This window comes from Clostridiales bacterium (genome assembly GCA_014799665.1).
GTDB lineage: Bacteria > Bacillota > Clostridia > Christensenellales > Pumilibacteraceae > Anaerocaecibacter.
Genome location: JAAVHP010000007.1, coordinates 1 through 22850, shown reverse-complemented (window position 1 = coordinate 22850; position 22850 = coordinate 1). Strand labels below are relative to the sequence as shown.

17 protein-coding genes and 1 pseudogene are annotated in these 22850 nt (G+C 45.2%); 3 read left to right on the top strand and 15 right to left on the bottom strand.

Annotated elements, in window-relative coordinates:
* Positions 1 to 180: 180 nt before the first annotated feature.
* From HDT28_02790 to HDT28_02770, 5 genes and pseudogenes are all read right to left on the bottom strand, one after another.
* Positions 181 to 831: pseudogene (locus tag HDT28_02790) on the bottom strand (phosphohydrolase).
* Between the two features lie 190 nt (positions 832 to 1021).
* Complete coding sequence (locus HDT28_02785) at positions 1022 to 1861, bottom strand: hypothetical protein (GenBank protein ID MBD5131508.1); 840 nt, start codon at positions 1859 to 1861, stop codon at positions 1022 to 1024.
* 20 nt (positions 1862 to 1881) lie between these two features.
* Positions 1882 to 3897 carry a hypothetical protein gene (locus HDT28_02780; GenBank protein ID MBD5131507.1) on the bottom strand — a complete coding sequence of 672 codons (2016 nt, stop codon included), beginning with the start codon at positions 3895 to 3897 and terminating at the stop codon, positions 1882 to 1884.
* 2 nt (positions 3898 to 3899) lie between these two features.
* Positions 3900 to 5129 (bottom strand): hypothetical protein, encoded by a 1230-nt coding sequence (locus HDT28_02775; protein MBD5131506.1) that lies wholly within the window; start codon positions 5127 to 5129, stop codon positions 3900 to 3902.
* A 19-nt stretch (positions 5130 to 5148) separates the two neighbouring features.
* The gene (locus tag HDT28_02770; GenBank protein MBD5131505.1) at positions 5149 to 6246 is read right to left on the bottom strand and encodes an amidohydrolase; all 1098 of its coding nucleotides are present in this window, start codon (positions 6244 to 6246) and stop codon (positions 5149 to 5151) included.
* 176 nt (positions 6247 to 6422) lie between these two features.
* Between HDT28_02770 and HDT28_02765 the strand changes: the two genes are divergently transcribed.
* From HDT28_02765 to dapB, 3 genes are all read left to right on the top strand, one after another.
* The gene (locus tag HDT28_02765; GenBank protein ID MBD5131504.1) at positions 6423 to 7418 is read left to right on the top strand and encodes an aspartate-semialdehyde dehydrogenase; all 996 of its coding nucleotides are present in this window, start codon (positions 6423 to 6425) and stop codon (positions 7416 to 7418) included.
* 13 nt (positions 7419 to 7431) lie between these two features.
* Positions 7432 to 8313 (top strand): 4-hydroxy-tetrahydrodipicolinate synthase, encoded by an 882-nt coding sequence (locus tag HDT28_02760; GenBank protein ID MBD5131503.1) that lies wholly within the window; start codon positions 7432 to 7434, stop codon positions 8311 to 8313.
* A gap of 154 nt (positions 8314 to 8467) precedes the next feature.
* Positions 8468 to 9202, top strand: a complete 735-nt coding sequence (dapB, locus tag HDT28_02755; protein MBD5131502.1) for a 4-hydroxy-tetrahydrodipicolinate reductase — start codon at positions 8468 to 8470, stop codon at positions 9200 to 9202.
* A gap of 200 nt (positions 9203 to 9402) precedes the next feature.
* Here dapB and HDT28_02750 read toward each other — a convergent pair whose 3' ends face one another.
* The 10 genes from HDT28_02750 to HDT28_02705 all read right to left on the bottom strand — a co-directional run bounded on the left by HDT28_02750 (position 9403) and on the right by HDT28_02705 (position 22825).
* Positions 9403 to 11796: a glycoside hydrolase family 95 protein gene (locus HDT28_02750; GenBank protein ID MBD5131501.1), complete on the bottom strand. Its 2394-nt coding sequence runs from the start codon at positions 11794 to 11796 to the stop codon at positions 9403 to 9405.
* A gap of 420 nt (positions 11797 to 12216) precedes the next feature.
* Positions 12217 to 12984: a hypothetical protein gene (locus tag HDT28_02745; protein ID MBD5131500.1), complete on the bottom strand. Its 768-nt coding sequence runs from the start codon at positions 12982 to 12984 to the stop codon at positions 12217 to 12219.
* A 45-nt stretch (positions 12985 to 13029) separates the two neighbouring features.
* Positions 13030 to 13734 (bottom strand): hypothetical protein, encoded by a 705-nt coding sequence (locus tag HDT28_02740; GenBank protein MBD5131499.1) that lies wholly within the window; start codon positions 13732 to 13734, stop codon positions 13030 to 13032.
* 135 nt (positions 13735 to 13869) lie between these two features.
* A complete protein-coding gene (locus HDT28_02735) occupies positions 13870 to 14565 on the bottom strand; it encodes a TIGR02391 family protein (protein MBD5131498.1) in 696 nt (231 codons plus the stop codon).
* Between the two features lie 46 nt (positions 14566 to 14611).
* Positions 14612 to 15763, bottom strand: coding sequence for a type I restriction endonuclease subunit R (locus tag HDT28_02730; protein MBD5131497.1), 1152 nt, complete (start codon positions 15761 to 15763; stop codon positions 14612 to 14614).
* Entirely contained in the window at positions 15760 to 17811 is a 2052-nt protein-coding gene (locus HDT28_02725) for an N-6 DNA methylase (protein MBD5131496.1), read from the bottom strand. Before HDT28_02725 ends, HDT28_02730 begins: the two co-directional genes overlap by 4 nt.
* Before the next feature lie 354 nt (positions 17812 to 18165).
* Positions 18166 to 19842, bottom strand: a complete 1677-nt coding sequence (locus HDT28_02720; GenBank protein MBD5131495.1) for a recombinase family protein — start codon at positions 19840 to 19842, stop codon at positions 18166 to 18168.
* A gap of 300 nt (positions 19843 to 20142) precedes the next feature.
* A complete protein-coding gene (locus HDT28_02715; protein ID MBD5131494.1) occupies positions 20143 to 20355 on the bottom strand; it encodes a hypothetical protein in 213 nt (70 codons plus the stop codon).
* Positions 20356 to 20467: 112 nt separating this feature from the next.
* Complete coding sequence (locus tag HDT28_02710; GenBank protein MBD5131493.1) at positions 20468 to 20917, bottom strand: hypothetical protein; 450 nt, start codon at positions 20915 to 20917, stop codon at positions 20468 to 20470.
* An 810-nt stretch (positions 20918 to 21727) separates the two neighbouring features.
* Positions 21728 to 22825: an alpha/beta hydrolase gene (locus HDT28_02705; protein ID MBD5131492.1), complete on the bottom strand. Its 1098-nt coding sequence runs from the start codon at positions 22823 to 22825 to the stop codon at positions 21728 to 21730.
* Positions 22826 to 22850: the final 25 nt, after the last annotated feature.

Below are 22850 nucleotides of genomic sequence, written 5' to 3'. Positions count from 1 at the left end.
AAATTTATAACGCTAAGTAATTAATTGGGTGTATCAAAACTATTCCCACTAAGTACACACACACCAATAAAGTTTTCTTGGTTACTTCTTTTACAAAAGAAGTAACTAATCCTCAGACACCTCGGTCTCGCCCGCTTGCGGGTGCAGCGCGGCTATGGGCTTGCGGCGGTTAATAACGTTACCGTTGATAACGAGCTCGAACCAATACCCGAGGAACGCCGCCGCCTTCTCAGACAGCACCATGCGCGAAAGATAGATTTGCAAATACTCCATCGTCGCCGACGTGTTGTCCATTTGGATAACGAGCCGTATCGTCTTTTTCTGCTTATCGATAGCAAGGTAGTTCTTCTTAATAGACAGGTTCACGCGGTCGTGAATATCCTTTCTGTCGGCGGTTTCGCGCCGCACGCGCGAGCGGTGCGCATCGGACTTGTCGGCAAGAATAAGCGCGGCGGATATAGGGTTGACGGGCGTGCCGTTCTCCTCCTCGTGATTGCCGATAGCGGCTATTATCTGCGCCGCCTCGCATGCCGACATTCCCATGCGCAAAAGAATATCGTACGCGAGCACCGAGCCCGTAAGCCCGTGATGCTTGCGGTTAATGGCGTTGCCTATATCGTGTATCCAGCCCGCGATCGCACCGAGCTCCACTATCCGCTCGTCGTAATCGAGCGTACTCAAAATATTAGCCGTGGTTTTGGACACGTACCCCACGTGCCTTATACCGTGCTCAGTGTACCCAAGCACCTTCAAGCTCTCGTTGCTCGCTTCTATAAGGCACTTGAATTCCTCGTTATTCTTAACGTCGTTCAGCGTGATTTTTTTTGACATAATAATATTTATTTTCTTAACCCGAAATATTATTCTCCACGATTGAGAGGTGATGATTATGTGGTGCGAGCAGGATTGCGCAGACGATTTGCGCGAGGCGAACACAATATGTTACGCTCGTAGCGGCGCTACGAGCATGTTATATTGTGGCACGTATCGCACAAATCGGCAGCAAGATTGCCGCACTAACTTAATCAGAACCTCTCTTATTTTTAAGCGCGATATACGTAGGATCGTCGGTAAAATCGCGATAGCGCGCGTCGACAGTGCCGCCGAGCTGTTCTATTGCATTACGTATCTCGATGAACTGCGCGTAATTGCAGGTATCGAGAAGTGGATAAAGATCGGCACAAGCGCGGTCGTCGCCGTACCGCCCCATTAGCGCCGCAGTATATTCTATCATGTCCGGATCTGCGGCCAAGATATTTCTAAGCAACGCCAAAATTCGGTCATCGCCCTCTTCACAGAACGTAAGCGGCTCGGCGTACATTTCCATCAGCCCAACGTCGTCCGCCTTTTCCGCGCGCGATAAGAGCTTTTCTTTGACCTCGTCCGCGCGATCACTCAAATACTCCACGCACTCGTCCTTGACGTCGGCGTCGATATCGCGTTCGAGCATATCCATATAAAACTCGTCGTAAGCCCCGCCGAGCTCGCCTATAAGACTAAGCGTGACTAAAAGCAGCTTTTCGTCAGTCGCCGACAGCGCAAGCTCGATAAGTTCGTCCTTTAATATCGGCTCGTCGGCTATTCGGTCGAACAGTAGCGAGTTGGGATTGTTATCGCCTGCACACGCGCCTTTAAGAATATCTATAAGCTCGTACGTGGGAATACGATTGAAAAACTCCGACGGAGAAATGCCGCCTAATACTTCTTGCGGCGAGGTCGCCCAAGCGTGATAGATCTTGTCGAGGTCGCGCGCGAAATCGTCCGGCGAGTCATACTCGTCCTCGTGCTCTGTATAATACTTATCGGCGTAGTTCTCAAAAAGCTTGTCAAAATCGATATAATACTGTTCGTTGTTTTCCATGAATATCTCCAATGATTAATTTATCTTTCGTCGTGTCCGTCAAGGGAAGCAATGGTAGCTTTATAGTCCTGCGCGGCGGCGGTCTTACTCGAAAAGCCTAGCGCGTAATCTATCCGTCTGTCCGTCGACTTGTCTAACAGCGTTTTGTTTCCGCGCACCTTGCGCACCAGGTAGTTGGCAAACGATTTAGCCGAGATACCGAGTTTTTTCGCCTTATCGCTCACCTCATCCGCAAGCGATAACAGCGCGGGCACGCCCTTGCCGTATAGCGTAACAATTATCGCATACGCCGCATTAAAGCCGTTATAATACTCGCGTTCGGGCTTTTCCAACTGTTCGCCGTCTATCGGGCAATACCCAACCTCCATAAGGAAATCGTGTTCGCCTTGCTCGAACAGCTCGCCCAGAATTACCGCCTTGACGAGCGGCTCTACGTACGGCGACACAAGTGCTTCCCGCACCTTTTCGCGGTGCAAACTCATGTGCGCGAGCTTTTTAAGCGCGTCGAACATAGTGACCGTCGTTTTGCGCTCGTTATCGAATTCGAGCGTTAGAAACATTTCGAGCCCGACGGCAAGAAGGTCTTCGTCCAGCTTATCCTTGCCCTTTTCGAGGTACTCTATAACGCTGTCCACCACAAGCCCCAAAAAGTCCTGCGGCGCTTCCTCGGTGAGTGGCATACGAGGCACGTCCGACTTAGCCATGAGGTGGTAGAACATCACGTTAAAATCGTCGTAGAATATGCGCGATAACGCGTATAGCTCGTCGATTGCGCCCTGCTTGTCGCCGTAGTTGTACAGCATTTGCGCGTACAGCAACCGAATATCCATGACGTTATATTCGTCGATAAAGCCTTCGGCGAGGTCGAGCGCGTTCTCCTCTGTGCAGTATTTTATGGCAAGCCGCATCGCCTTGTACACGTGGTCGCAATCGATATAGTCCTGAATATCTATGTTATTGAGAACGCCCGGTATGCGGTCGGTATTGCCTGTTAACTCGTAAACCTTACACTGCAACGTGCCTGCAAGCGCACCGCGTGGATTTACGGAGAACGCCTTATCGAGCGCGGCTTGCGCTCCCGAAATATCGTTCTGTTCGAGAAGTATATACGCGCGCACGCACTCGCCACAATAGTACAAATGCCCGTCGCGCTCTGTTATCTTATTAAGCGAAGCAATCGCGTCGTCGTACTTTCCGACTGCGCAAGCGTTCTCCGCTTCAACGAGCGCAAGTCTCGCACGCAGTTCTTCTTTTTTTTGCGGCGAACTATCGTTCACGTCGATATCGATCGAAAACCCGTCGTCATCGCCTTCTATGATCGTCGGCTCGTTGTCGCCTTTCAGCATTTGCATAATAAAGTCGAATGCGTCGAGCCCGTCGTCGCCCGCGGAGCCATCACCGAATTTAAGCGCTTTCGGCTCGCCCGAGTCGCTCTTTTTTACTTTTTGGGGCGGCGTGAATTCGCCGCGGAATTTAATGATCTTGTTCTCTTGTTTTTGCGGTTGTTCAGGTACGGCTTCGGTCGCGAGCGTTTCGTCCGTTACTTCGTCCGTCGGCTTTTTTTGTTGGGAATCGATAAGCCCGAACTCGCCCGCAAGGAACATACTCCCTATATCGAGATACTCACTCTCGCCCGTGAACACGTCTATGCCCGCCGAAGAAAGCTCGCCGAGCATTTCTTCGAGGTCGAAGCCCTTGTTTTTTATAAACTCGCTCCACTCGATAAGCGGGCGCGCTTCGCGGCGCAGTAACACCGTCGCGAGAATATTACGGTAAGCCATGCGGCTATCGGGATGATCGACGAGATAGAACATAAACTCTCTGAAAGCAAGCGTCAAAAACTCACGGTCGTCACTCTCCTGTATCATCAAGAGATAGAGCATACCGCACGCCATGTGAAAATCGGGATTATCGACCTCTTCCGTAAACCTCAAAAGATAGTCGAACGCTTTTTCATAGTCGTCGCCGTCGATCGCTTCGCCGAACTTACGTTTATACAACGCCGCCGCGCCGTGTTTGTCAAACTGCTTTATCAATTCTATTCTTTTTCCGTGTTCGTTTCCGTTTGCACAGCATTGCCTGCGGCTTGAGTATTTACGTTAGCCGCGGAAACTTCTTCCGCCGCCTCGTCGTCGCCCGCAACGCTTTCGCTCATGACCTTTTCGTGTTCTTTTTCGAGCCGCTCCAAATCCTCGCGCCTGAACGTAGGCGTAAGCGGCGTTATGGACGAGCCCTCGTCGATAGAACGCTTGCGCTTTTTGGGGTTTTTATACGGCGCGGGAGATTTGCGCTGCTTCGCCGCCTTCTCTGCCGCGGCGTCGTCTACGTCGCTCTGGCGCTTAACATAGATGGTAGACGGCTTGTCTTCTATCTTGTCGTACAAATACTGCTCGTAGCAATAGTGCGTAAATAGCGATATTACAAGCGTAGAGAACGAGAACCCTAGGAAGAAATATATCATTACGAGTAACATCGTTATGCCCGGAATAAACGCGAGGTACGCAGGCGCGAGCGCCAAGCCGATAAAGAATATGCCGAGTATATTCGTTCCTACTATGAACAAAACAGAATTGCGTATAAGCACCAACGGGCGCATTTTGAACGCCGCGTTCTGCGTCATAAAGAAGGACGCGAACAATATCATAAATACGAGCAATATTATGGACAACACTATCGACAATACCTTAACGGCGTTCGACAGATTGTACGTGTCGAAATACCCGAACGAGAAAACTACGAGAAGTATCGTAAGCCCGACGGCAAAGCCCATAGTGATAGCGCCGAGCCAGCATTTCTTTATGCCGCGGAAAAAGTCTTTAAAGGTACGCGTAGCTTCTTCCCAAATAAGCTTTCGTATTACGTAGAAGTTTCCCGCAAGCCCGAGGAAGAAAATCGCTATGCACGGCACGAGTATAAGATACTCCATCATTTGAAAGCTGAACGCGATCTCCGCGCCTATTTGCGCCGCATCGATCACTACGGGATAGCCTATACCTATATTGGACGAATATGGCACGTATCCCGCCGCAACCGCTTTATTCAAATAGAATATTACGAAAACCGCGACTGCGGGAAGCGCAAACAGCGCAGTCAAAATATTGAGCAATACCATAGTACCGAACCTGCTGAAAAACAGGTATCTGAACATGCCCCATTTAGAGGTTTGCATGCGTTCGGGCGTGAGATCGGGCTTATTGTCGTTGCCGAACATCATGCGCGAAACTATGCCTTGCTTTTTCTTTTTTTCACCGGTTTTGTTTTTTGCCATTTGTTCACCTAAAATATAATTATGCTCGCGAGCGTATCAGCTTTAAGAACAGCTCGGTTCCCGTCAATAACGCTCTTTCATCGAAAGAAAAACAGTCGCTGTGCAGCGGATGATCGTGACCCTCGCTCTTTACGCCCAGCCACACCATGCAACCGCAAACCTCGGTAAGATAATACGAAAAATCTTCCGCAGTGTAACGCGGCTCGACGGCTACGCATCGGTCGCCCATCAGAGAGCGAACGTTATCTACTGCAAGTGCCGAGTTAATAAGCGGCTTATACAACGCTACCGTCTTTATGGTATGGCTCGTGCCGTATTCGTCGTCAGCACGCTCTGCCGCGCGCTCTATTTCGAGCATAGCCGCCTCGCACTTACTCATATCGTAAAACCGCATTGTGTATTCGGCTACGCATTTATCGGCTACGATATTCCTGACCGCGCCGCCGACCAGCTTTCCAAGATTGAGTAATAGCCCATTGCTCTCGGCTATACGGTACGCTTCGTCCGCTATGCTTACCGTGGCACGCACCGCGTCCGCACCCTTTTTCGGCTCCGCACAGTGACAGCTCTTTCCCGCTATCTCGATATCGAATTCGTGACAGCCAGCAAACATTCCGCCGTAGCAGTACCCGATTTTGCCCTCGTCGAGCTCTGGACACAGATGCAGCGCGTAGATTTCGTCGACGTCGTCGAGAACGCCGCCCTCTATCATTTTTTCGCTGCCGCCCTCGTCTTCCTCGCCAAACTGAAATATGAACCGCACGGGGACGTCGCTTTTAGGTCCGACTATGCGCGCCACATTAAGTAGATTCGCCGTATGTCCGTCGTGACCACACGCGTGCATATAGCCGCTTTTGGAAGCACAAGCAGTCATGCCCGTTACCGCCGTATTCTCGGTTATGGGCAGAGCGTCGATATCGGCACGCAGAGCAAGCCGTTTTTTACCCTTGCCCGAATCGCAATACACGCCCGTGCCGATAGTTTTGGGCTTGAACCCAAAACGTTTGAGCTCGGCTATTATGAACTCGCTCGTTTTATATTCCGCTCCCGACTTTTCCGCCAGGGCGTGGAGCGCTCGACGGGTGTCCGTCAAGTATTGTAAAGACGCATCGTCCATGATTACATTATATCACTTAGCCCGCATTATTTCAAGCAAATATGCCGCATTTCAGAAAATACCTACTTCTTTTTGGAAAGAAGTAGGCAAGAAAACCTTTTGTTGGCTAAATCACAAAAAATATAAGCATAACCGTATACTTGACAACCACCACCCTATTTTGATAATATAAAATCATGAAAGCGAAAGTAGCGGTAGTAGGCGCGACCGGCGTAGTCGGGCGCATGATGATGAAGGTTCTCGAAGAACGCGATTTCCCCGTGAGCGAATTTCACGCGTTCGCATCCAAGCGCAGTGCGGGCTCGCTCGTTACCTTTAAGGGCAAGCAGTACGTCGTCGAAGAACTGACGAAAGAAAACGTAAAAGCGGCTGACGTCGATTACGCGATATTCTCGGCGGGCGGCGACGTTTCGGGCGAGTATGCCCCGATTTTCGCGCAATGCGGCGCGGTCGTTATAGATAATTCCAGCCGCTGGCGCATGGATAAGACCGTTCCGCTCGTCGTGCCGGAAGTCAACCCCGAAGCGGCGTTTTTACATAACGGCATAATCGCCAACCCCAACTGCTCTACAATACAGGCGGTAGTTGCGCTCAAACCTTTGCACGACGCGTTCAAGATTAAGCGCGTAGTGTATTCGACATATCAAGCGGTGTCGGGCGCGGGCAGACAGGGCTTGGACGATTTAGGCGACGGCGTTAACGGACAGCCGCCCAAAAAGTTCCCCCACCCCATTGCTTTCAATATCATTCCGCACATAGACGTTTTCACCGAAGACGGCTACACCAAGGAAGAACTTAAAATGATCAACGAAACGCGCAAGATACTCGGCGACGAGTCTTTGCGCATAACGGCTACCACGGCGCGTGTTCCCGTGCGCTACGGGCACAGCGAGAGCATTAACGTGGAGTTCTATAACCCCGTAACGCGCTCCGCAGCGCTCGACGCGCTCAAAAAAGCAAAGGGCGTTATCGTTAGCGACGAGCCCGAGTCCGCCGTCTACCCCATGCCGCTCGACGCCGAGGGGCGCGACGAAGTGTTAGTGGGTCGCGTGCGCGAGGATAAGTCGGTAGATAACGGCTTGAACATTTGGGTAGTCGCCGACAATATTCGTAAGGGCGCGGCGACAAACGCCGTACAGATAGCAGAGCTGTTACTTTCACGCAAAAAATAAATAAGAGGTAAATATGGCAATATTCACAGGCATAGGCGCGGCAATGGTCACGCCGTTCGGCGCGGACGGAAATATCGATTACACCGTTCTCGAAAAGTATATAAACCATCTGTTGGACGGTGGAGTCACCGCTCTCCTGCCCTTCGGCACTACAGGCGAGCCCGCTACGGTAACGCCTGAAGAATACAAGCAAGGTCTGAAATTCATAATCGAAAAAATCGGAGGAAAAGTACCCGTAATCGCGGGTGCGGGTAGCAACAGCACAGCGCTTGCTTGCGAACACGCAAGGCTTGCCAAGGAGCTCGGCGCGGATGCGGTCCTTGTAGTCACGCCATACTATAACAAATGCACTCAGCGCGGTATCGTAGAGCATTATAAGGCGATTGCTAAGGTTGGCATACCGGTAATCGCGTATAACGTACCGTCACGCACGGGAGTGAATATCCTGCCCGAAACGTTGCGCGAGCTAACCAAAATCGACCGCGTTATAGGCATTAAAGAAGCGAGCGGAGATATAGAGCATATACAGGAAACAGCCAAGGTTTGCGCCGAGGAGTACTTCCCCATGTACTGCGGCGACGACGGGCTTACCACCGTATATGCGGCGCTCGGTTGCAAAGGCGTTATTTCGGTCGCCGCCAACCCCGCGCCCAGACAAATGGTCGAGCTTTACGAGCTGTGCGAAAAGAACGACTACGCAAAAGCGCGCGCCTTGCAGTTTAAGCTTAACGAATTTGTTCACGCGCTGTTTTGCGAGGTCAACCCCATTCCCGTTAAAAAGGCCATGCAGCTTATCGGTATCGACGTAGGCGCACCCCGCCTGCCCTTGACCGATATGGAACAACAGCACGTGGAGCGGCTTGGAAAAGCCATGAAAGAAATCGGGTTGGTTTAACGGCGCACTCATCACGTTATACGGACTACGCTTGGCTCGGCGGCTTGGTCATGTAGGTGGCTCTACACTCCCGTCGCCGCCTCACCAACTGTTATCCGTCTACCGCGCGATTGCGCCGTTAAACATACAAAAATTACGGAGATTACATTAATACATGAAAAAAGCATTTATATTCGGGCTTAACGGTAAAATGGGCAAAATGCTCATAGAAACGGCAAAAGATTACGGCTACGAGGTTACGGGCGGGTTCGATATTGCTCCGCACCCCGTTATCCCCACGTTCGACGACGTTACAAAAGTGAACGTGCCTTACGACGTTATAATCGACTTCTCTCGCCCGCAAACGCTTACCCCGCTTATAACGCTCGTTGAAATAAAGAAATGCCCCGTCGTGCTCGCCACTACCGGCTACAACGCGAGCGAGGAAATGAGCATAAGATTGCTCGCCAAGCGCGTGCCCTTATTCAAGTCGGGCAATATGAGTTTGGGCATTGCCGCGACCAAAGCGGCGGCTAGGGCGGCGCAAGCGGTACTCGGTGACGCGTTCGATATAGAGATAGTCGAAAAGCACCATAACCAAAAGGTAGACAGCCCGTCGGGAACGGCTCTACTGCTCGCCGACGCGCTTGGTTCGAGCGACAATCACGTTATTAACCGCGACGGCAAACGCAACAAAGGCGAAATCGGCATAACCTCGGTTCGCGGCGGCGGTGTCGTCGGCGAACACGAGATAGGCTTTTACGGCGAGGATGAGATAGTGACTATCTCGCACTCTGCGCGCAGTCGCAAGCTGTTTGCGGGCGGCGCGTATAAAGCGGCGGACTTCCTGCTCTCCGCTTCCCCCGCCCTCTACACTATGGACAACCTTGTAGAAAGCTTGCTGAAATAAATAATAAATATTAATGCTAACAAAAAAGACTGTCATATTTATCATGTCAGTCTTTTTAATTTATTTCTTTTAAAATAACCAAGTAGTATCAAGCTATAAATTTATGCTAACAAAATACTCGGGTGTAATCCAAAATCAAACACCCGAGTAAATACACGACTATGAAGGTTTTTTGGTTACTTTTTTGCCTAAAAAAGTAACTAGAATTTAATATCAAGCTGAACGACCTTATTAGCCGCAAGTTTTAGACCTATAAGCAGTCCGCGCGTATCGTCGAACTTTTGCGCTTCCACCTTTTTGGGCGGTTTAGCCGTGCGCGGAAGCTGAACGTCGATCGTTGTCGCGCGCTTGGCTTTGAGCTTGACCACGAGCGTGCCGCGCGAAACGTCCCAATCCATGCCGGAAATCTCAACGCCCGCACGGGTCTGGATACCGGTAAGACTGCCCTTGCCCATTTCGGACGGAACGGCGGGCAAAAGATGGATAAGATCGGGCGTGGACTGAACGAGCGCTTCCTGCATTGCGCCCGCGACCATTACGTTTACGTACGGAACGGGCTGAGCCCAGATATCCTTTTTGCCGCTGCCCATGCCGCGCCAGTCGTCGGCGGCGAACATAAGGTTGTTCATAGCCATACCGCGAACGAGCGCGTTGATTTGTTCGTAGACCTGATCGCCGTCGCAAAGCCTGGCATATACCTGCGCATACCGCGCAACGTCGGCAGCGGTCATATTGCTGCGCGCGGTCTGGCATTTCTTCTTTGCCGTGACCGACATTGCCTTGTACAGCTCGAAGTTATCGCGGTTGCGGTAATCGGGATATACGGGATAATACAGCGCGAGCGACGGGGCTTCGGCGTTATCTGCGCAGCGGTCGTCGATGAACTCGCTGACCGTGCCGTCGGCGTTGTACTTGAACGGCGGGATCTTTTTGAGCATATCTTCCCACTTAATGATTTCCGCTTTGTTCATAGCCGCCGCTTTCGAGCCTTCGATAAGGTTTCTCAAAAGGTTACGCGCGATCGCGAAATCGACGGTTGCGTTCTTTGCGATAGCGTGCTCCTCACCCGTGCCGCTGAGGTTGCCGGGCGTAGTAAACGGAGAATACGACGGAGAGCTTTCGTAGTATTTAAGATCGGCGAGCTTGAAGAACTCCTCGTAGAAGGTAGCCGCTTCTTTCATGAACGGAAGCGCGCGCGTCTTTAAGAACTTCTGATCGCCCGTATACAGCGCATAGTCGTAGAAAAGATTGCCGAGCCAGCCCGCAACACCGGTAAAGTGGATCATGCCGTCTGTAATGTCGCCGAGATAGCCCGTCGACGGCGAGGTCGTGTACGGAACGAAAATACCGCGGCAGCCGTAAAGTCTGGACGCATTGGTTTTGAGCGACGGCATTACCGCTTCGTACAAATGGAATACGCTCTCGGCAAAGTCGTTGAGGTTGCCGCTCTGGGTCATGTCATATACCGATTGAAGATCGCCTGCGGCGTTTATTTGCGCCTGCTCCGCTTTGAAGTCGCCGCACCACAAGCCGTACGGTGCGAACGGCCGCGCTTCGGGGCGCGAACCCGTAACCATTAAATATCTGCCGTAAGCCCAAAGTTTTTCGAGAAGCGCGGGGCTCGTCTCGCCCGACTGTATCGCCGCGGCAATATCCATATCTACAAAGCCGTCGCGCGTTTGCGGATCTGCGCCGAAATCGAGCTCAGCCGACAGGAACAGTTTTTGATGCAATGCTTGATGCTCTTTGAGAAGCTTGTCGTAAGTAAGCTTGATTTCCATGATCGAGGCCTTGCAGTCCTTCCACGCTTTTTCGCGCTGCGCCTCGACGAAGGGTTTGATAATAACGAGTATTTTTTCGGCGCCCGTAACCACAAGGCTGTCGCCTACTACCTCTTGTTTGCCAGCAAAGAAATTGATTTTAGCGACCGCGCCGAAGTCCGCGCCCGAGCTCGAACGTGCCGAATAGTACAGCCAGTAGTTCTCGCTCTTTACCGTAACGTTATCGGGCGTAGCCGACACCGCGACCTGAGTGCGAGCGTTGAACTTGTCGTGCATTTCGAACTTGAAGGTAGCGTCGATATTCTTCTGCCCCGTTTTGGTGATCTCATACACGATAACGTCGCGGGCGCGCGACACGAAAACGTTACGCGAAAACCGCGTCGCGCCGTCCTTGAACGACACCGACGCTTCCGCGCTCTCCAAATCGAGCTCGCGCGAATATTCCTTAGCGCCGCGGTCGAGCTTCATATCGATCTTGAAATCGCACATGGGCAACGGGTACGACAGCTGCGAACGGTAGCCCTTGCGAATAAGCTCGGTAGAAAGTATTTTCTCCGCACCGATAAAATCGCCTTCGTCTATCTTTTTGCGAACGGTGGGGACCTTCTCGGCGACGTCCTGCAACGCCGAGTCCTTGCCCTGCCACCAAAGATCGCCGTGTGTAAGCATGAGCACGTCGCTCGCCGCACCGCCGTAAACGGTAGCGCCGAGCACGCCGTTACCGAGCGGCAAGCCTTCGCGCCACTGACTTCCCCACCACGACGAGGGCTGAGAAAATCTTAACGTATTTTTCGGTTTTCGTGCTACTGCCATATCCTAAACTCCTTTTACCGCACGGGTATCATCCTTAATTAACATAAAAATTATAGCACAATTTTTTCGTATTTGTCTACTATTCGACGCAACTTTTACACCGAAATATTCCCTTTTTATCAAAGAATAGGCGGTTTTTTGCCCTAAAACAGGCTTGTACGCCACGATAGATGCGAAATACCGTTTTACCATATCTGACGGGCCGCCGTATTTGCGGGGTTCGCATTTCCCGAATAAAACCAAAAACCGCACCCTTTAGGGTGTGTTCCATAGGGAATTTACAAAAAAACAAATTTTAATCGGAATACACCTTATAAGGGCGAGTCAAATAATAACAGGAACTTGCAATTCAAGTTCCTGTTATTTTACTATAGCGCAACGATGAAACGCTAGCATTTGATTTAAGCTCTTTCTTTTTAATTAAATTATTCCTATAATTGTTGGTATAACTATACTAGCGACTTGAATACTCTGTTCAGCTACCCATTTTAATATATTCTTCGCTTTATTCCATCGAGTCTCTTTAGGCATTGCTTCTTTGGCAATTTTATTTAACTCTTCAAGTCTATCAATTACTTGTTTTAATAACTCATCATCAAAATTACTATTTTGTGCTTGCGCCTTTGCTAATTCTATGGCCGCCGAAATATCAACTGTAATATTAATTTGCGGGGTTACGTTTATTTGTGGATTTACTTCAATATGGGGATTGATATTTATTTCCGAATTGTTATCACTAGAATTTTGTCTTTGTTGGGTTAGTTTTTCTTCTTCTAATTTTTCTTGCACTCTTAAAACTGTAGGTTTAATTTCCGAGATATAAGATAGTATCATTTCCACAAGTACCCCAAACTCAATTTCTGCTTGTTTGGCAAACTCCTGTGCAGTTTTGCTCTTTCTATCAGGTGAATCGGAAAAATTATTAAGATACGGAACAAACTTATTAAACTGATTAACTAAAAGCAAAGCCTTATTGGATAAGTCGGAGGTAAGACGATTTTTCTCATAAAACCAATAAAAGTTTTGCATTTCAGATTGTAAATTTTGGCTATAAACCTTAAAGTTATATTCATCACCAATGTTTAATGCGAATCTATAATCAGTTGTTATTTTGTATAGCTTTTCTAACAAATCATAAAATTCAATAGCTAACTCATTATTGATTTGATTTATGTTTTCGTGTGACATAAATTTCTTTCTCCTATATTAATCTTTTTACAAATTATTTATCAGTCAATTATTTTCTAAAAAGTATGTTAGCATATATGTCTGATTAAATGAAGGAACAAAAATTTTGTGTACTTTATCTACAATAAAAAAACCGCGATTTTCATATTTAAGAATATAAAAGTGATCGTCTGAAGCAAGAAGAACAACATACGTATCCTTTTTTATGCTGTTTCTTAAACTAAACAAGATTGAAAAAAATTTGCTAATAATGAACGGTATTGAAATGCCGTTGGAAATATTTATTACGCAAGGAAAGAACAATAATAGATTCTTTTCTTTTTTTATCATTTTAGTTGTACTATAAAAAGTGCTATCCTTATCGCTGGCATAACTTTCAATTTGCTCATCTTTTGCCTTTGCTAATAATTGCACAAACAAAAAGAAAATACGATTTGCTTGTTCCTGTGTTAAGTTATTCGTGCTTGTTGGTTTATCGTTTACAAAAATTGCGCCACGATCTAAATGGGAGTAATTAACATTAGGTAATGCTTTTAATTTATTATTCATAAACTCTTGAGGGACAAGCAACTTAAAGTCTAATTCGTAGCCATTTGCAATCACATCAGATTCCCCATGCGATTGCTCTAATACGCGTTCAAATTTTTCTTTGTTTGACAAAGTCATAAAATATTCAGAAATATTTAACAATTCAGCTAAATAGATTTCATAATCTATTTTCACTCCATTTATATCATCCTTGCTTATCATTTTAGTCGGAAGCAATGTAATTAGACTATCCATACTTTTACTTATTACCTAAAATCATCCTCAGTTGTAAAACATAATTGCTTTAATGCAGTTTCTTCATCCATTTCAATTGCCATTTCTACGGCTTTGATTGCTCTATTCTACAACACAAGAATAAGCAACGGCTTCATCGATTTTGTACATCAGCATACTAGCAAACATAAGCCTTCTCAAACATTCTTCTTGCGTTATTACTACACTGTTGGAATGAGCTTTGGGGTTACGAAGAGCCGCCATAGCACCAGCAAGCATAAACCTTGTTCCTTCGTGAATATTTGTTCCGGTATCAGTAGAACGGTCACACACCTCAATCATTGCTTTTTCTCCATCCGCAAAGACTTTGTTCATCACGTCACGACCATCAGGAATTGGCTTGCTTGGTTCAAGTTTATGAAAAATTTTCTTTACGCGATCGTTTATTTCGATAAAAGCATCTTCGGCGGCATTTGAAAAATGACCGTCTAAAAATAGTTGCTTTGATACACGCATAATTTGGGGGTGCATACTTGCCCATATATCTTTTTGTGGGTTGTTACACTTATTGTCCAGGTATCTTAATATTGCTACGATTTCACCATAAGTCACGTGATTTATGAAACCATTTTGATTGTTAAACAAAATATCTTTCAATCTAAATAATTCATTTGAAAACAACATTTCCGTGTTCTTGATGTCTTGCGATATTTTAATGAGGTCGTTTTTAATCGCAGTAATATGCATACCACAAACAGGCATACCAATATTCAAATTAGTGAACCTAAAAAGAGTGTTCTTTATCAGTTGTGCATCCATAAAAAATCCTTTTGATTTTCGATTTAGTTGTAGTTAGACTTTGGTTTTAACAATCTTTGTTTGCAACTATTGCTTTTGTCTCACCGATTTTTCTATCAGCATACAACGCAACATCTTTTATTACTAGCTTTTGAATTGCCGATATAAAAGTAGACATAAACTCAAAATCAATTTTGCCATCCTTCTCTGGCAATTGAATAAACTTTTCTTTCACAACATTCCAGCCACCTAATTTATTCTTATACGAATAAATCGGTAGATCCGTTACTTTGTTGATACACATTACCATAAATAAATAGTGATTAGGCAAAATTTCATTTTTATCGGATTTCCAACGAATAGCATATGCATCAGAAAGAACGGTAAAAGCTCTTGATTGATAGTATGCTCTATAAACATCGCTATTGGAAGGGATTGATATTACATTGCTTAAAACAGTCGCATCTTTTGTGGGCGCATAATAATTCAAACCTTGATTTTGGAAGCTTGAAGTTAAACAAGGCAGTATAAAATTATCGATGGGCTCTTTGGGTAAATCTTTTGCCTTATAGGGTAACTTTTGGGTGTCAATTCTCTCATATAGATCGCCCATTTTATACTTGCCCCAACTAAGCGTATTGAAATCTTCAAGCGCTTTTTCTTCTTCTTTGGTTAATGTATAATCTTTTAATCCCGTAACAGTTAAGTATACTTCCAGTTCGGCTATGTACCGAGCTTCCAGCTCGGCTATAAAGCTTTCCATAAAATCAAAGTCTATTTGTCCGTCTTTTGTGGGGAGTTGCACCATTGTTTCTCGAAACGTTTTATCTACATTACGCACAAGAACTGCTAATAGATCTGTCTTGTGCTGATTTAGTATTGTAGTTAAAAATGGTATAGCGCCTTCACTAACTTTTATTTTTGAAATGATTTTTCTTACGAATTGACCAGCATACCAAGGTTTGCTTCGATAGAAAAAGTCCATTTGAAGTAGTCCTAAACTCCAACATCCTGAATCATTTACATTTTCAGCATTTACAAAACCTGTTGTTCTCAGAACACCTTGATTTAATGAAGTTCTTGTAACATAATCATATTCATCCCCGTCAACAAGGCTGTCTGCATTAAAACTTAATGTATTTTCTATCTCAAACAAATCACCTAATTTGTATTCGCCCCACTTAACGCCCTGTAATTTTTCGTTAAGTGAGGCATCTATTTTCCCAGGCGATCGTTCTCCTTATCTTGCCGTTTTAACAAGCAGGAAACTTCCCAAGAAAGATAGTCGCTAACTGTTTTCTTAAAATCGCTAAGCGTTGGTTTTGTATCTTTCGGCGCAGTCTGATTCCAATCTGCGCCGTTGGACGGGTCGACATGTCCTTCGTAATATTCGTTTTCAGTAAATATATTGAGCTTTGATTTTCCGAAACGCACTAAATTGACAAGTTCTTGATACCGCTCTTTAGCTCTATCGGTGTCTTTTAAATTACAGCTTGCTTTTTTGCGATCGGAACGAGTATATCCGTCGTTTGAAAAATCAATAAATTTTACTATATCGTCTTTTTGATGCGCTTCACCTACACGAAACACATATACCTGCGTTTGAACACTCGATTTGCCAATGAATAAATCAATTGGCATTTTGATACTTGCAAGCAGAGTACTGTGTAACAATATTTTTTTATTATATTCTACGGCTTTGCCCGAACCCGCCGAGTATTGAATAATAATAGCTGCGTAGCCTTTGCTCATCATTGAAAGCGCACGCTCTACAAATATCATACCGTTACCCGCCGCCGAATAGGGCGGGTTGAGTACGAATGCCGTTGCGGGGAATTTCTTGTCAGTATTTCCGAACCCATAATTACCGTCGAAATCTTTGAGCGAGTCCTTGTTTAAAATGTTGGAACTACCGTCGCCCATTAAAATCATATTGAGTATGGCAAGCATATAAACACTTGGAAGTATCTCCAACCCGAGCAATTGATTTGCTTTGATTGCCGTCGACTTCGTTGCCAATTCTTCGGGCGACTTTATTTTATTTTTTGCGTCGATAAGCATTTCGTTCATTGCAGCAACAAGGAGTCCCGCCGAACCTGTTGCAAAGTCCCAAACATAAGAATCTTTGTCCACTCGTGCGAGCTTTGCCAAGAGCGTAGCAATATAAAATGGGGTTAATACCACGTCATTCAGTTTGTCTTGCGAAAAACCGAGCCAATGATACATTTCATTAAACAACTTGCCTGTGAAGTCGGTTGTTAAGCCTATTTTGTAGTAAATACCCAAATCGTCAACGATTTTTGTAAATACACGCTTTAATTGACTTTCGCCATTTTCCACTTTGTTAATATTGTCAGTAGTAAGCGTGTTCGCAAGCGTGCGGATTATTAAATCTTTCTTTTTCTGCGGTAATTTTTTCTCATTCAAAAAGGCTTTTATTTTGCGCAAGATTATATCACCATCGCGGTTACCCTCTTCGGTGGAAGATTTCAATTCCGATTTTTCAAGAGCAGCAACCTTATTCGGAATCCCGATCGTTGCAATTATAGATGCGGCAACGAGATAAACGCGATCTTGTTCCGAGATCTTTTCCGTTTCATCCTTATAAATGTCGTTATTAAGTTTAATTAGGCTCGCATCGATCTCGCGTTCGCGCTGTTCTTTAAGCTTATCAATTTCTTCTTGTGATAATTGCAAGCGTTTGACTTTTTCAATAAACTCGTCAAAGTTCTCTTTTTTAAGAAAGGACAAATCGGTATACTCGTCCACCTTTTGTCCAATACCGAAGTTGCTTTTAGAAACGTAATAAACACCTATGGAATGTTGTAATTCGCCACGTTCATCTTTATAACCCGTAACACCGATTGCTATAATATCAGTATAGCTTGTGTAGTGTAGTAGCGCATTGGCATAGTGTACCGCGCCGTTTACGGCATAAGAATTTATGTTCTTGAAATCGGGAACATTCTTTGCGGTTTTATTGGCAATCTTTCCATCACCGTCTAACTTGACTAATTTATCTTTGTATCCTTTGTACTCTATTAAAATAGGATAGGCCACTAAATTTTTATCGCATAACAACAGCTTTGCATCGGGGCGATTGCCACCAACGCCGCCGTTTTTAGATGCGTAGTCGTTGAGTGCCTGATCTATTTCAGCATTCAATGATTCCTGTTCTAATTTATAATCTAACTTATAAGACTTGAGCCAGCCATTTGCCAAATCAGCAATATTAGGTTCAACTGATTGAATAGTTGTTTTTGCCATAGTAAGCTCTCCTATATCGAAGCATATATCTTTATAGTACATTATAACATAAAATGTCGAAAATCGCAAGAGAAACTGTTATGGCATAAGGCTTTATATATTGGCTATCGTTTATTTTTTACAAGCAGGTAAAGAAAATAGCCAAAAACAAGTTTTAGCATATTTTGAACGAACAGCAATCGGGAAACCCGATTCTGTTTTTTATTTTCGTCCACAAAGGAAAATCGGGTATCCCGATTGTTCCTACCGTCAGTTTTCAAAATCTTTGGATTTTGGGAAAACTCTTTACCTCGTAAAATGGTCGTGGGGACACTATTGGCAGACGGTTGCACACCGCCTGCCGTGTCCTTGTTTTTACTTAGGTATATCGACCGCGCCGATAAAGTTGTAAATAATTTTGACTACTTGTGTTTTGGATTTACCGTTGCGCACTTTCTCACCCACCTCTATCCTATCGACAAAGGAGTGTAAGATTTCGGGCGTGAGTTCTTCCAAGTTTATATAATACTTCAACGTACTTATAAACCTTTCGAGATTCGCATTGTCCTCAGCTACGGAATTAATACTCGCTTCAAGCGTCGCTACTCGCTCTTTTAACTGTCTTCGCTCATTTTCATACGAAGCCGCAAGCTCGTCGTAACTATCGTCGGTTATTCGTCCGAGCGCATTATCTTCGTAAAGTTTCCTGAGTATTGCGTTCAATTCCGCTTGGCGAACGTAGGCTTTTGAAACTTCCGCCTTTGCCGCCGCGGTCAACCTTAATTTCTCTTTTTGCGAGCAATTCAAGTACCGTTCCACAAACTCGTTTTCGTGCCACGCAACATACGCGCTTATCTTTCGCAAATCGTTTAATACAATCTGTTCCAATGCGTCAAGCCGTATTCTATGCGAAGTACACTCACCCTTTTTCTTTTTCCGATACGTCGTACAAACCAAGTAGTTGCGCTCTTTATTGTACGAATTATGGTGGATATTCATTTGACTACCGCAGTCGGTGCAAAACACTTTTCCGACAAACATATTCTTCGGCTTTCTCGGTTGCCCTGCTGTCTTAACCGTTATCGTATTTGGACTTACTCGCCTGCACTTATCGCGCATACGCCGTACAAGCTCAAATGTTTCCTTGTCGATAATCGCTTCTTGCGTATTCTCAAAAATCACCCATTGGTCGCGCGGCATATTGATTTGCTCTTTTGATTTATACGAAAGTTTCTTGGTTTTGAAATTAACCGTACAGCCCGTATAATCTTCTTTATCCAAAATCTGATACACCGTAGTTGAATTCCACATTGTGGGATATTCGCTTCTGCTCCGAATAGGGAGTCCGCACTTCTCGTTATGCGTTTGCGGCGTATCGATATGATTTGCCGTTAAGATTTTCGCAATCTCTTTTACGCCTTTTCCCTCTAAAAACAGTCTGTAAATTTCTTTCACTACTTTTGCCGCTTCTTCGTCGATTATCCATTTCGTCTTATCGTTCGGATCTTTCATATAACCATACGGCGGTACTGCGCTTAAATGCTTGCCCGAAGTACCTTTTGCACGCAATACAGCTTTTACTTTCTTGCTTGTATCTCGCGCATACCACTCATTGATGATATTCCGAAACGGTGTAAACTCATTATCCGCCTCGCACTCGCTGTCCACACTGTCGTTGACTGCTATAAAACGTATCTTGGCATTTGGGAATAAGATTTCAGTGTAGTAACCAACCATTATGTAATTCCTGCCGAATCTCGACATATCCTTTACAATTACGGTTTTAACCTCTCCGCTCTCGATATCCGCAATCATTCTTTGAAAATCCGGACGCTCGAAGTTTGTTCCCGAATAACCGTCGTCCACGTAGAACCGACAATTATGAAAACCTTGCCGCTTGGCGTATTCCCCAAGTATTTGCTTTTGATTGACGATACTGTTGCTATCGCCGCTTAAATCATCGTCGCGGCTAAGCCTACAATATAGTGCGGTAACCGCGTCACCTCCGTTTGCTTTATTTTTTATTGTTGATACCGTTTGCATTCCTAACATACTTTTTTACCTCCGTTAGTTTGCAAACAGCAAGTCCGTCCAATTTCGCCGTAACTCTTATACGCATTACGCTCTACGAGCATACGCATAATATCTAACGGCGTTGATTGAGCATTATTACTTTCTTCGGCTATTACGGTGTATACCGTACCATCGATTTCATATTGCTCTATTCTTTGCTTACTCCCTGTCTCCTCCGTAAATTACTCCCGTCATTGACTACAAAAACGCAGGGAACGTTTGCTCGTCAATATTTTACTCCGTCACCGCGTCTTTAGTAGACGCCACGTACTTCAAAAGCTATTCACGCTTTTGTAAACACTGTTCTTGCAATGCTTTATACCCTTCTTCTATTAGCTGTACCTTGGTGAAGCCGTATCTCTTCAAAAACTCATTTATCTCTTCGGCTTTTTCTCTCGGTACACTCGTTCCCCATACCATACACTTAGCCTTCCTCTCGGCTTTGTGCTTGTCCTCGTAACGCTTGTCCTTTACTTTCCTATTGTTCTCCATAACCAAACCTCCGTGAAATATATCCGTCGTATATATACGATTGTATATATCTTACCACTTTGTAGTTATAGAGTCAAGCGTTTTGAGAATGTTAATACGACTGCGGCTTATACTAATCGTCATCCATTGCGTTCAACATATCCACCTCATACTTTGTAAGGCAAGTAGGTGTATCTCGCATCGCACCGCTATCAAACTTTTCTACCGGCAACGATCTACCTTTTAATTCTGCGCTCTTGGCGTTAAACAGCGAACACACTATTGACTTGCTTATCGTTGTATTCATCACTATCTCTTGCAGCAGTTTCACCATCTCGGCTATGCGTTCATCGGGTACGGTTTTTACTTCTATTGCCTGTGGTCGTTGTTCTTCTTCCAACCGCACGGTGTTATCCTGTTTAATCTCCAACAACATCGGCAATCCATATTGTAGCGCATCGTTTACAAGCCGATTAAAGCTCTTGTAGTACGGCAACAATTTCTCGATTATTTCAAGCATATCGCAATCCGTAATAGAAATGTACTGTCTTGTATTACCGCTTAATATATCGTTTCTATTCATTTAATCCTCCCCAGAAAAGTGGGTTTCCCACTTGTTCGTTTTCGCTCTGCGAAAAGTTCCAAAGTACAGAATGGTGTACTTTGCTTTACCTGCTTCCAATCCGTACGGATAATGGTGCAGTTTGCCTCTCTTGCAATTACCGGTTCCATCATTGATTTTAGTTGCAATTTATACCTCCGTTTATTTAGTTAGCGCAAGCATTTATAGACCACTTGCAAGTCTTGTTAATAGCGCATAAGCACCACCTCCTTAAAATATCTCTCTACTTAACCAAGCACACTTATTTCCAAAACGTGACGGTCTAAGTAGAAATTTCTTGAAAAATTTTATACCCATCCATATAACCAAGCACATTTATCCCGAAAATTACACGTTCTAAGGCAAAATTTTTTTTAGTCCCTCTATATATCCAAGGACACTTTTTTCAAAAAGTTCGGGGTCTAATGTAAAATTTTCTTAAAAAGTTTCAAAGTCCCTACATATAATCAAGCACACTTATAAGCAAAAATATAGACGCGCGAGGAAAAAGTTACTCTAAAAAATTTTTCCCTCCACTATACCTAGGACACTTTTTTGAAAAATATTTACGCGTGGACGAAAATTTCTCAAAAAATCCCTCTACTTAACCAAGCACACTTATCTCAAAAAATCAACCGCTTAGTCGAAAATTTCACCAAATTTTAATATTCGGCGCACGAAAAAGGAAGTCAGTTAGTTCCGACTTCCTCTCCTCGTTTATTAAGTTGTAATTAGCCCTCCATATATCAAGCGAATAAAACGCCCGAATTATTCCAACCGGCACAATTTATTTCAGCTATTCCTTTCCCAAAAGGCTACGGCTTGGTCGAACCAACCTTCGGCTATCGTTCCGATACCTAAACCGAAACCGTGCGGAAGTCCTGCATACGAATGATATTCGGTGGGTACGCCCATAGCTGCTAAATTATCTATGCGCGTTTTCATAGTGCGGTAATTTGCAATACCGTCGTTCTCGCCAACAGTAACGAAAGTCGCAGGCTCACTGTTTCTGTTATAGTCGGTGTGTCCCGTGTACTGAATAACCGCTGTACTCGGTTTGGGAATATCAGCACCACCACCGTAACTCTGTACGCCGCAGGAAGAAATCGTTGCCGTCATTCTTCCGCCTGCACTACCGCCCCAAACGGAATAACCGCTTGTGTCAACGCCAAGTTCTTCTGCATAGTGAAAAATAAACGTGATTGCCCTTGCCAAGTCCTCATAAGCCGTTTGTGCGCCCGGACGGTAAATAATTGCAAATGCGTTATAACCTTTTTTCGAGAGTTCAAATGCGTGTGGGAAACTGTCGTGCATTGCACCTACATACGCCCAACCTCCGCCTGCGCAGGTTACGGCAAATTTAGCGTTTTTCTCGCCCCTGAAAAAGAACAACCCCGTATCCGCTTTGCGTGGATCTGCCGCCTTTTCCGCTTCCGTGTAAATATCGTAAAATACCTGATTGCCCGCAAGCGTTTGATCTTTGAAATAATTGCAAATTTCCACCGTATGCGCCACGTTGATATGGCTGTACCAAGTAAGCGATAAATTACCAAGCGTACTGCCACTGTAATACCCTCTATTTACGGGAAATATCATTCTACCCCAATTTCCGAAAACAGGATCGTTTATTACATCGGATATGCTTGTGTTTGCCGTATAGCGAGTGTGAGATATATCGTCGCCCTCCTGTTTTCCATCGTTTGGCAATTCGGGAAGTTCCTCATTACCTGATTCATCGGGTTTTTCGGTTTCATCACTTCCACCCGGCAAATCGGGCAATACGATTTCCGCGCCTCCGTTTCCTGAATTATCTCCGTTATTTCCACTATTACAAGCGGCAAGTGATAAAACGCAAATAAGCGCAAGAATTAAAGCAATAATCTTTTTCATAATCTTATCCTTTTGCGTTATTAAA

Excerpts from the sequence above, each read along its gene's own strand:
- HDT28_02785 (MBD5131508.1), bottom strand. The coding sequence starts at position 1,861 with ATGGAAAACAACGAACAGTATTATATCGATTTTGACAAGCTTTTTGAG.
- HDT28_02775 (MBD5131506.1), bottom strand. The coding sequence starts at position 5,129 with ATGGCAAAAAACAAAACCGGTGAAAAAAAGAAAAAGCAAGGCATAGTT.
- HDT28_02770 (MBD5131505.1), bottom strand. The coding sequence starts at position 6,246 with ATGGACGATGCGTCTTTACAATACTTGACGGACACCCGTCGAGCGCTC.
- HDT28_02765 (MBD5131504.1), top strand. The coding sequence starts at position 6,423 with ATGAAAGCGAAAGTAGCGGTAGTAGGCGCGACCGGCGTAGTCGGGCGC.
- HDT28_02760 (MBD5131503.1), top strand. The coding sequence starts at position 7,432 with ATGGCAATATTCACAGGCATAGGCGCGGCAATGGTCACGCCGTTCGGC.
- dapB (MBD5131502.1), top strand. The coding sequence starts at position 8,468 with ATGAAAAAAGCATTTATATTCGGGCTTAACGGTAAAATGGGCAAAATG.
- HDT28_02750 (MBD5131501.1), bottom strand. The coding sequence starts at position 11,796 with ATGGCAGTAGCACGAAAACCGAAAAATACGTTAAGATTTTCTCAGCCC.
- HDT28_02745 (MBD5131500.1), bottom strand. The coding sequence starts at position 12,984 with ATGTCACACGAAAACATAAATCAAATCAATAATGAGTTAGCTATTGAA.
- HDT28_02740 (MBD5131499.1), bottom strand. The coding sequence starts at position 13,734 with ATGATAAGCAAGGATGATATAAATGGAGTGAAAATAGATTATGAAATC.
- HDT28_02735 (MBD5131498.1), bottom strand. The coding sequence starts at position 14,565 with ATGGATGCACAACTGATAAAGAACACTCTTTTTAGGTTCACTAATTTG.
- HDT28_02725 (MBD5131496.1), bottom strand. The coding sequence starts at position 17,811 with ATGGCAAAAACAACTATTCAATCAGTTGAACCTAATATTGCTGATTTG.
- HDT28_02720 (MBD5131495.1), bottom strand. The coding sequence starts at position 19,842 with ATGTTAGGAATGCAAACGGTATCAACAATAAAAAATAAAGCAAACGGA.
- HDT28_02715 (MBD5131494.1), bottom strand. The coding sequence starts at position 20,355 with ATGGAGAACAATAGGAAAGTAAAGGACAAGCGTTACGAGGACAAGCAC.
- HDT28_02710 (MBD5131493.1), bottom strand. The coding sequence starts at position 20,917 with ATGAATAGAAACGATATATTAAGCGGTAATACAAGACAGTACATTTCT.
- HDT28_02705 (MBD5131492.1), bottom strand. The coding sequence starts at position 22,825 with ATGAAAAAGATTATTGCTTTAATTCTTGCGCTTATTTGCGTTTTATCA.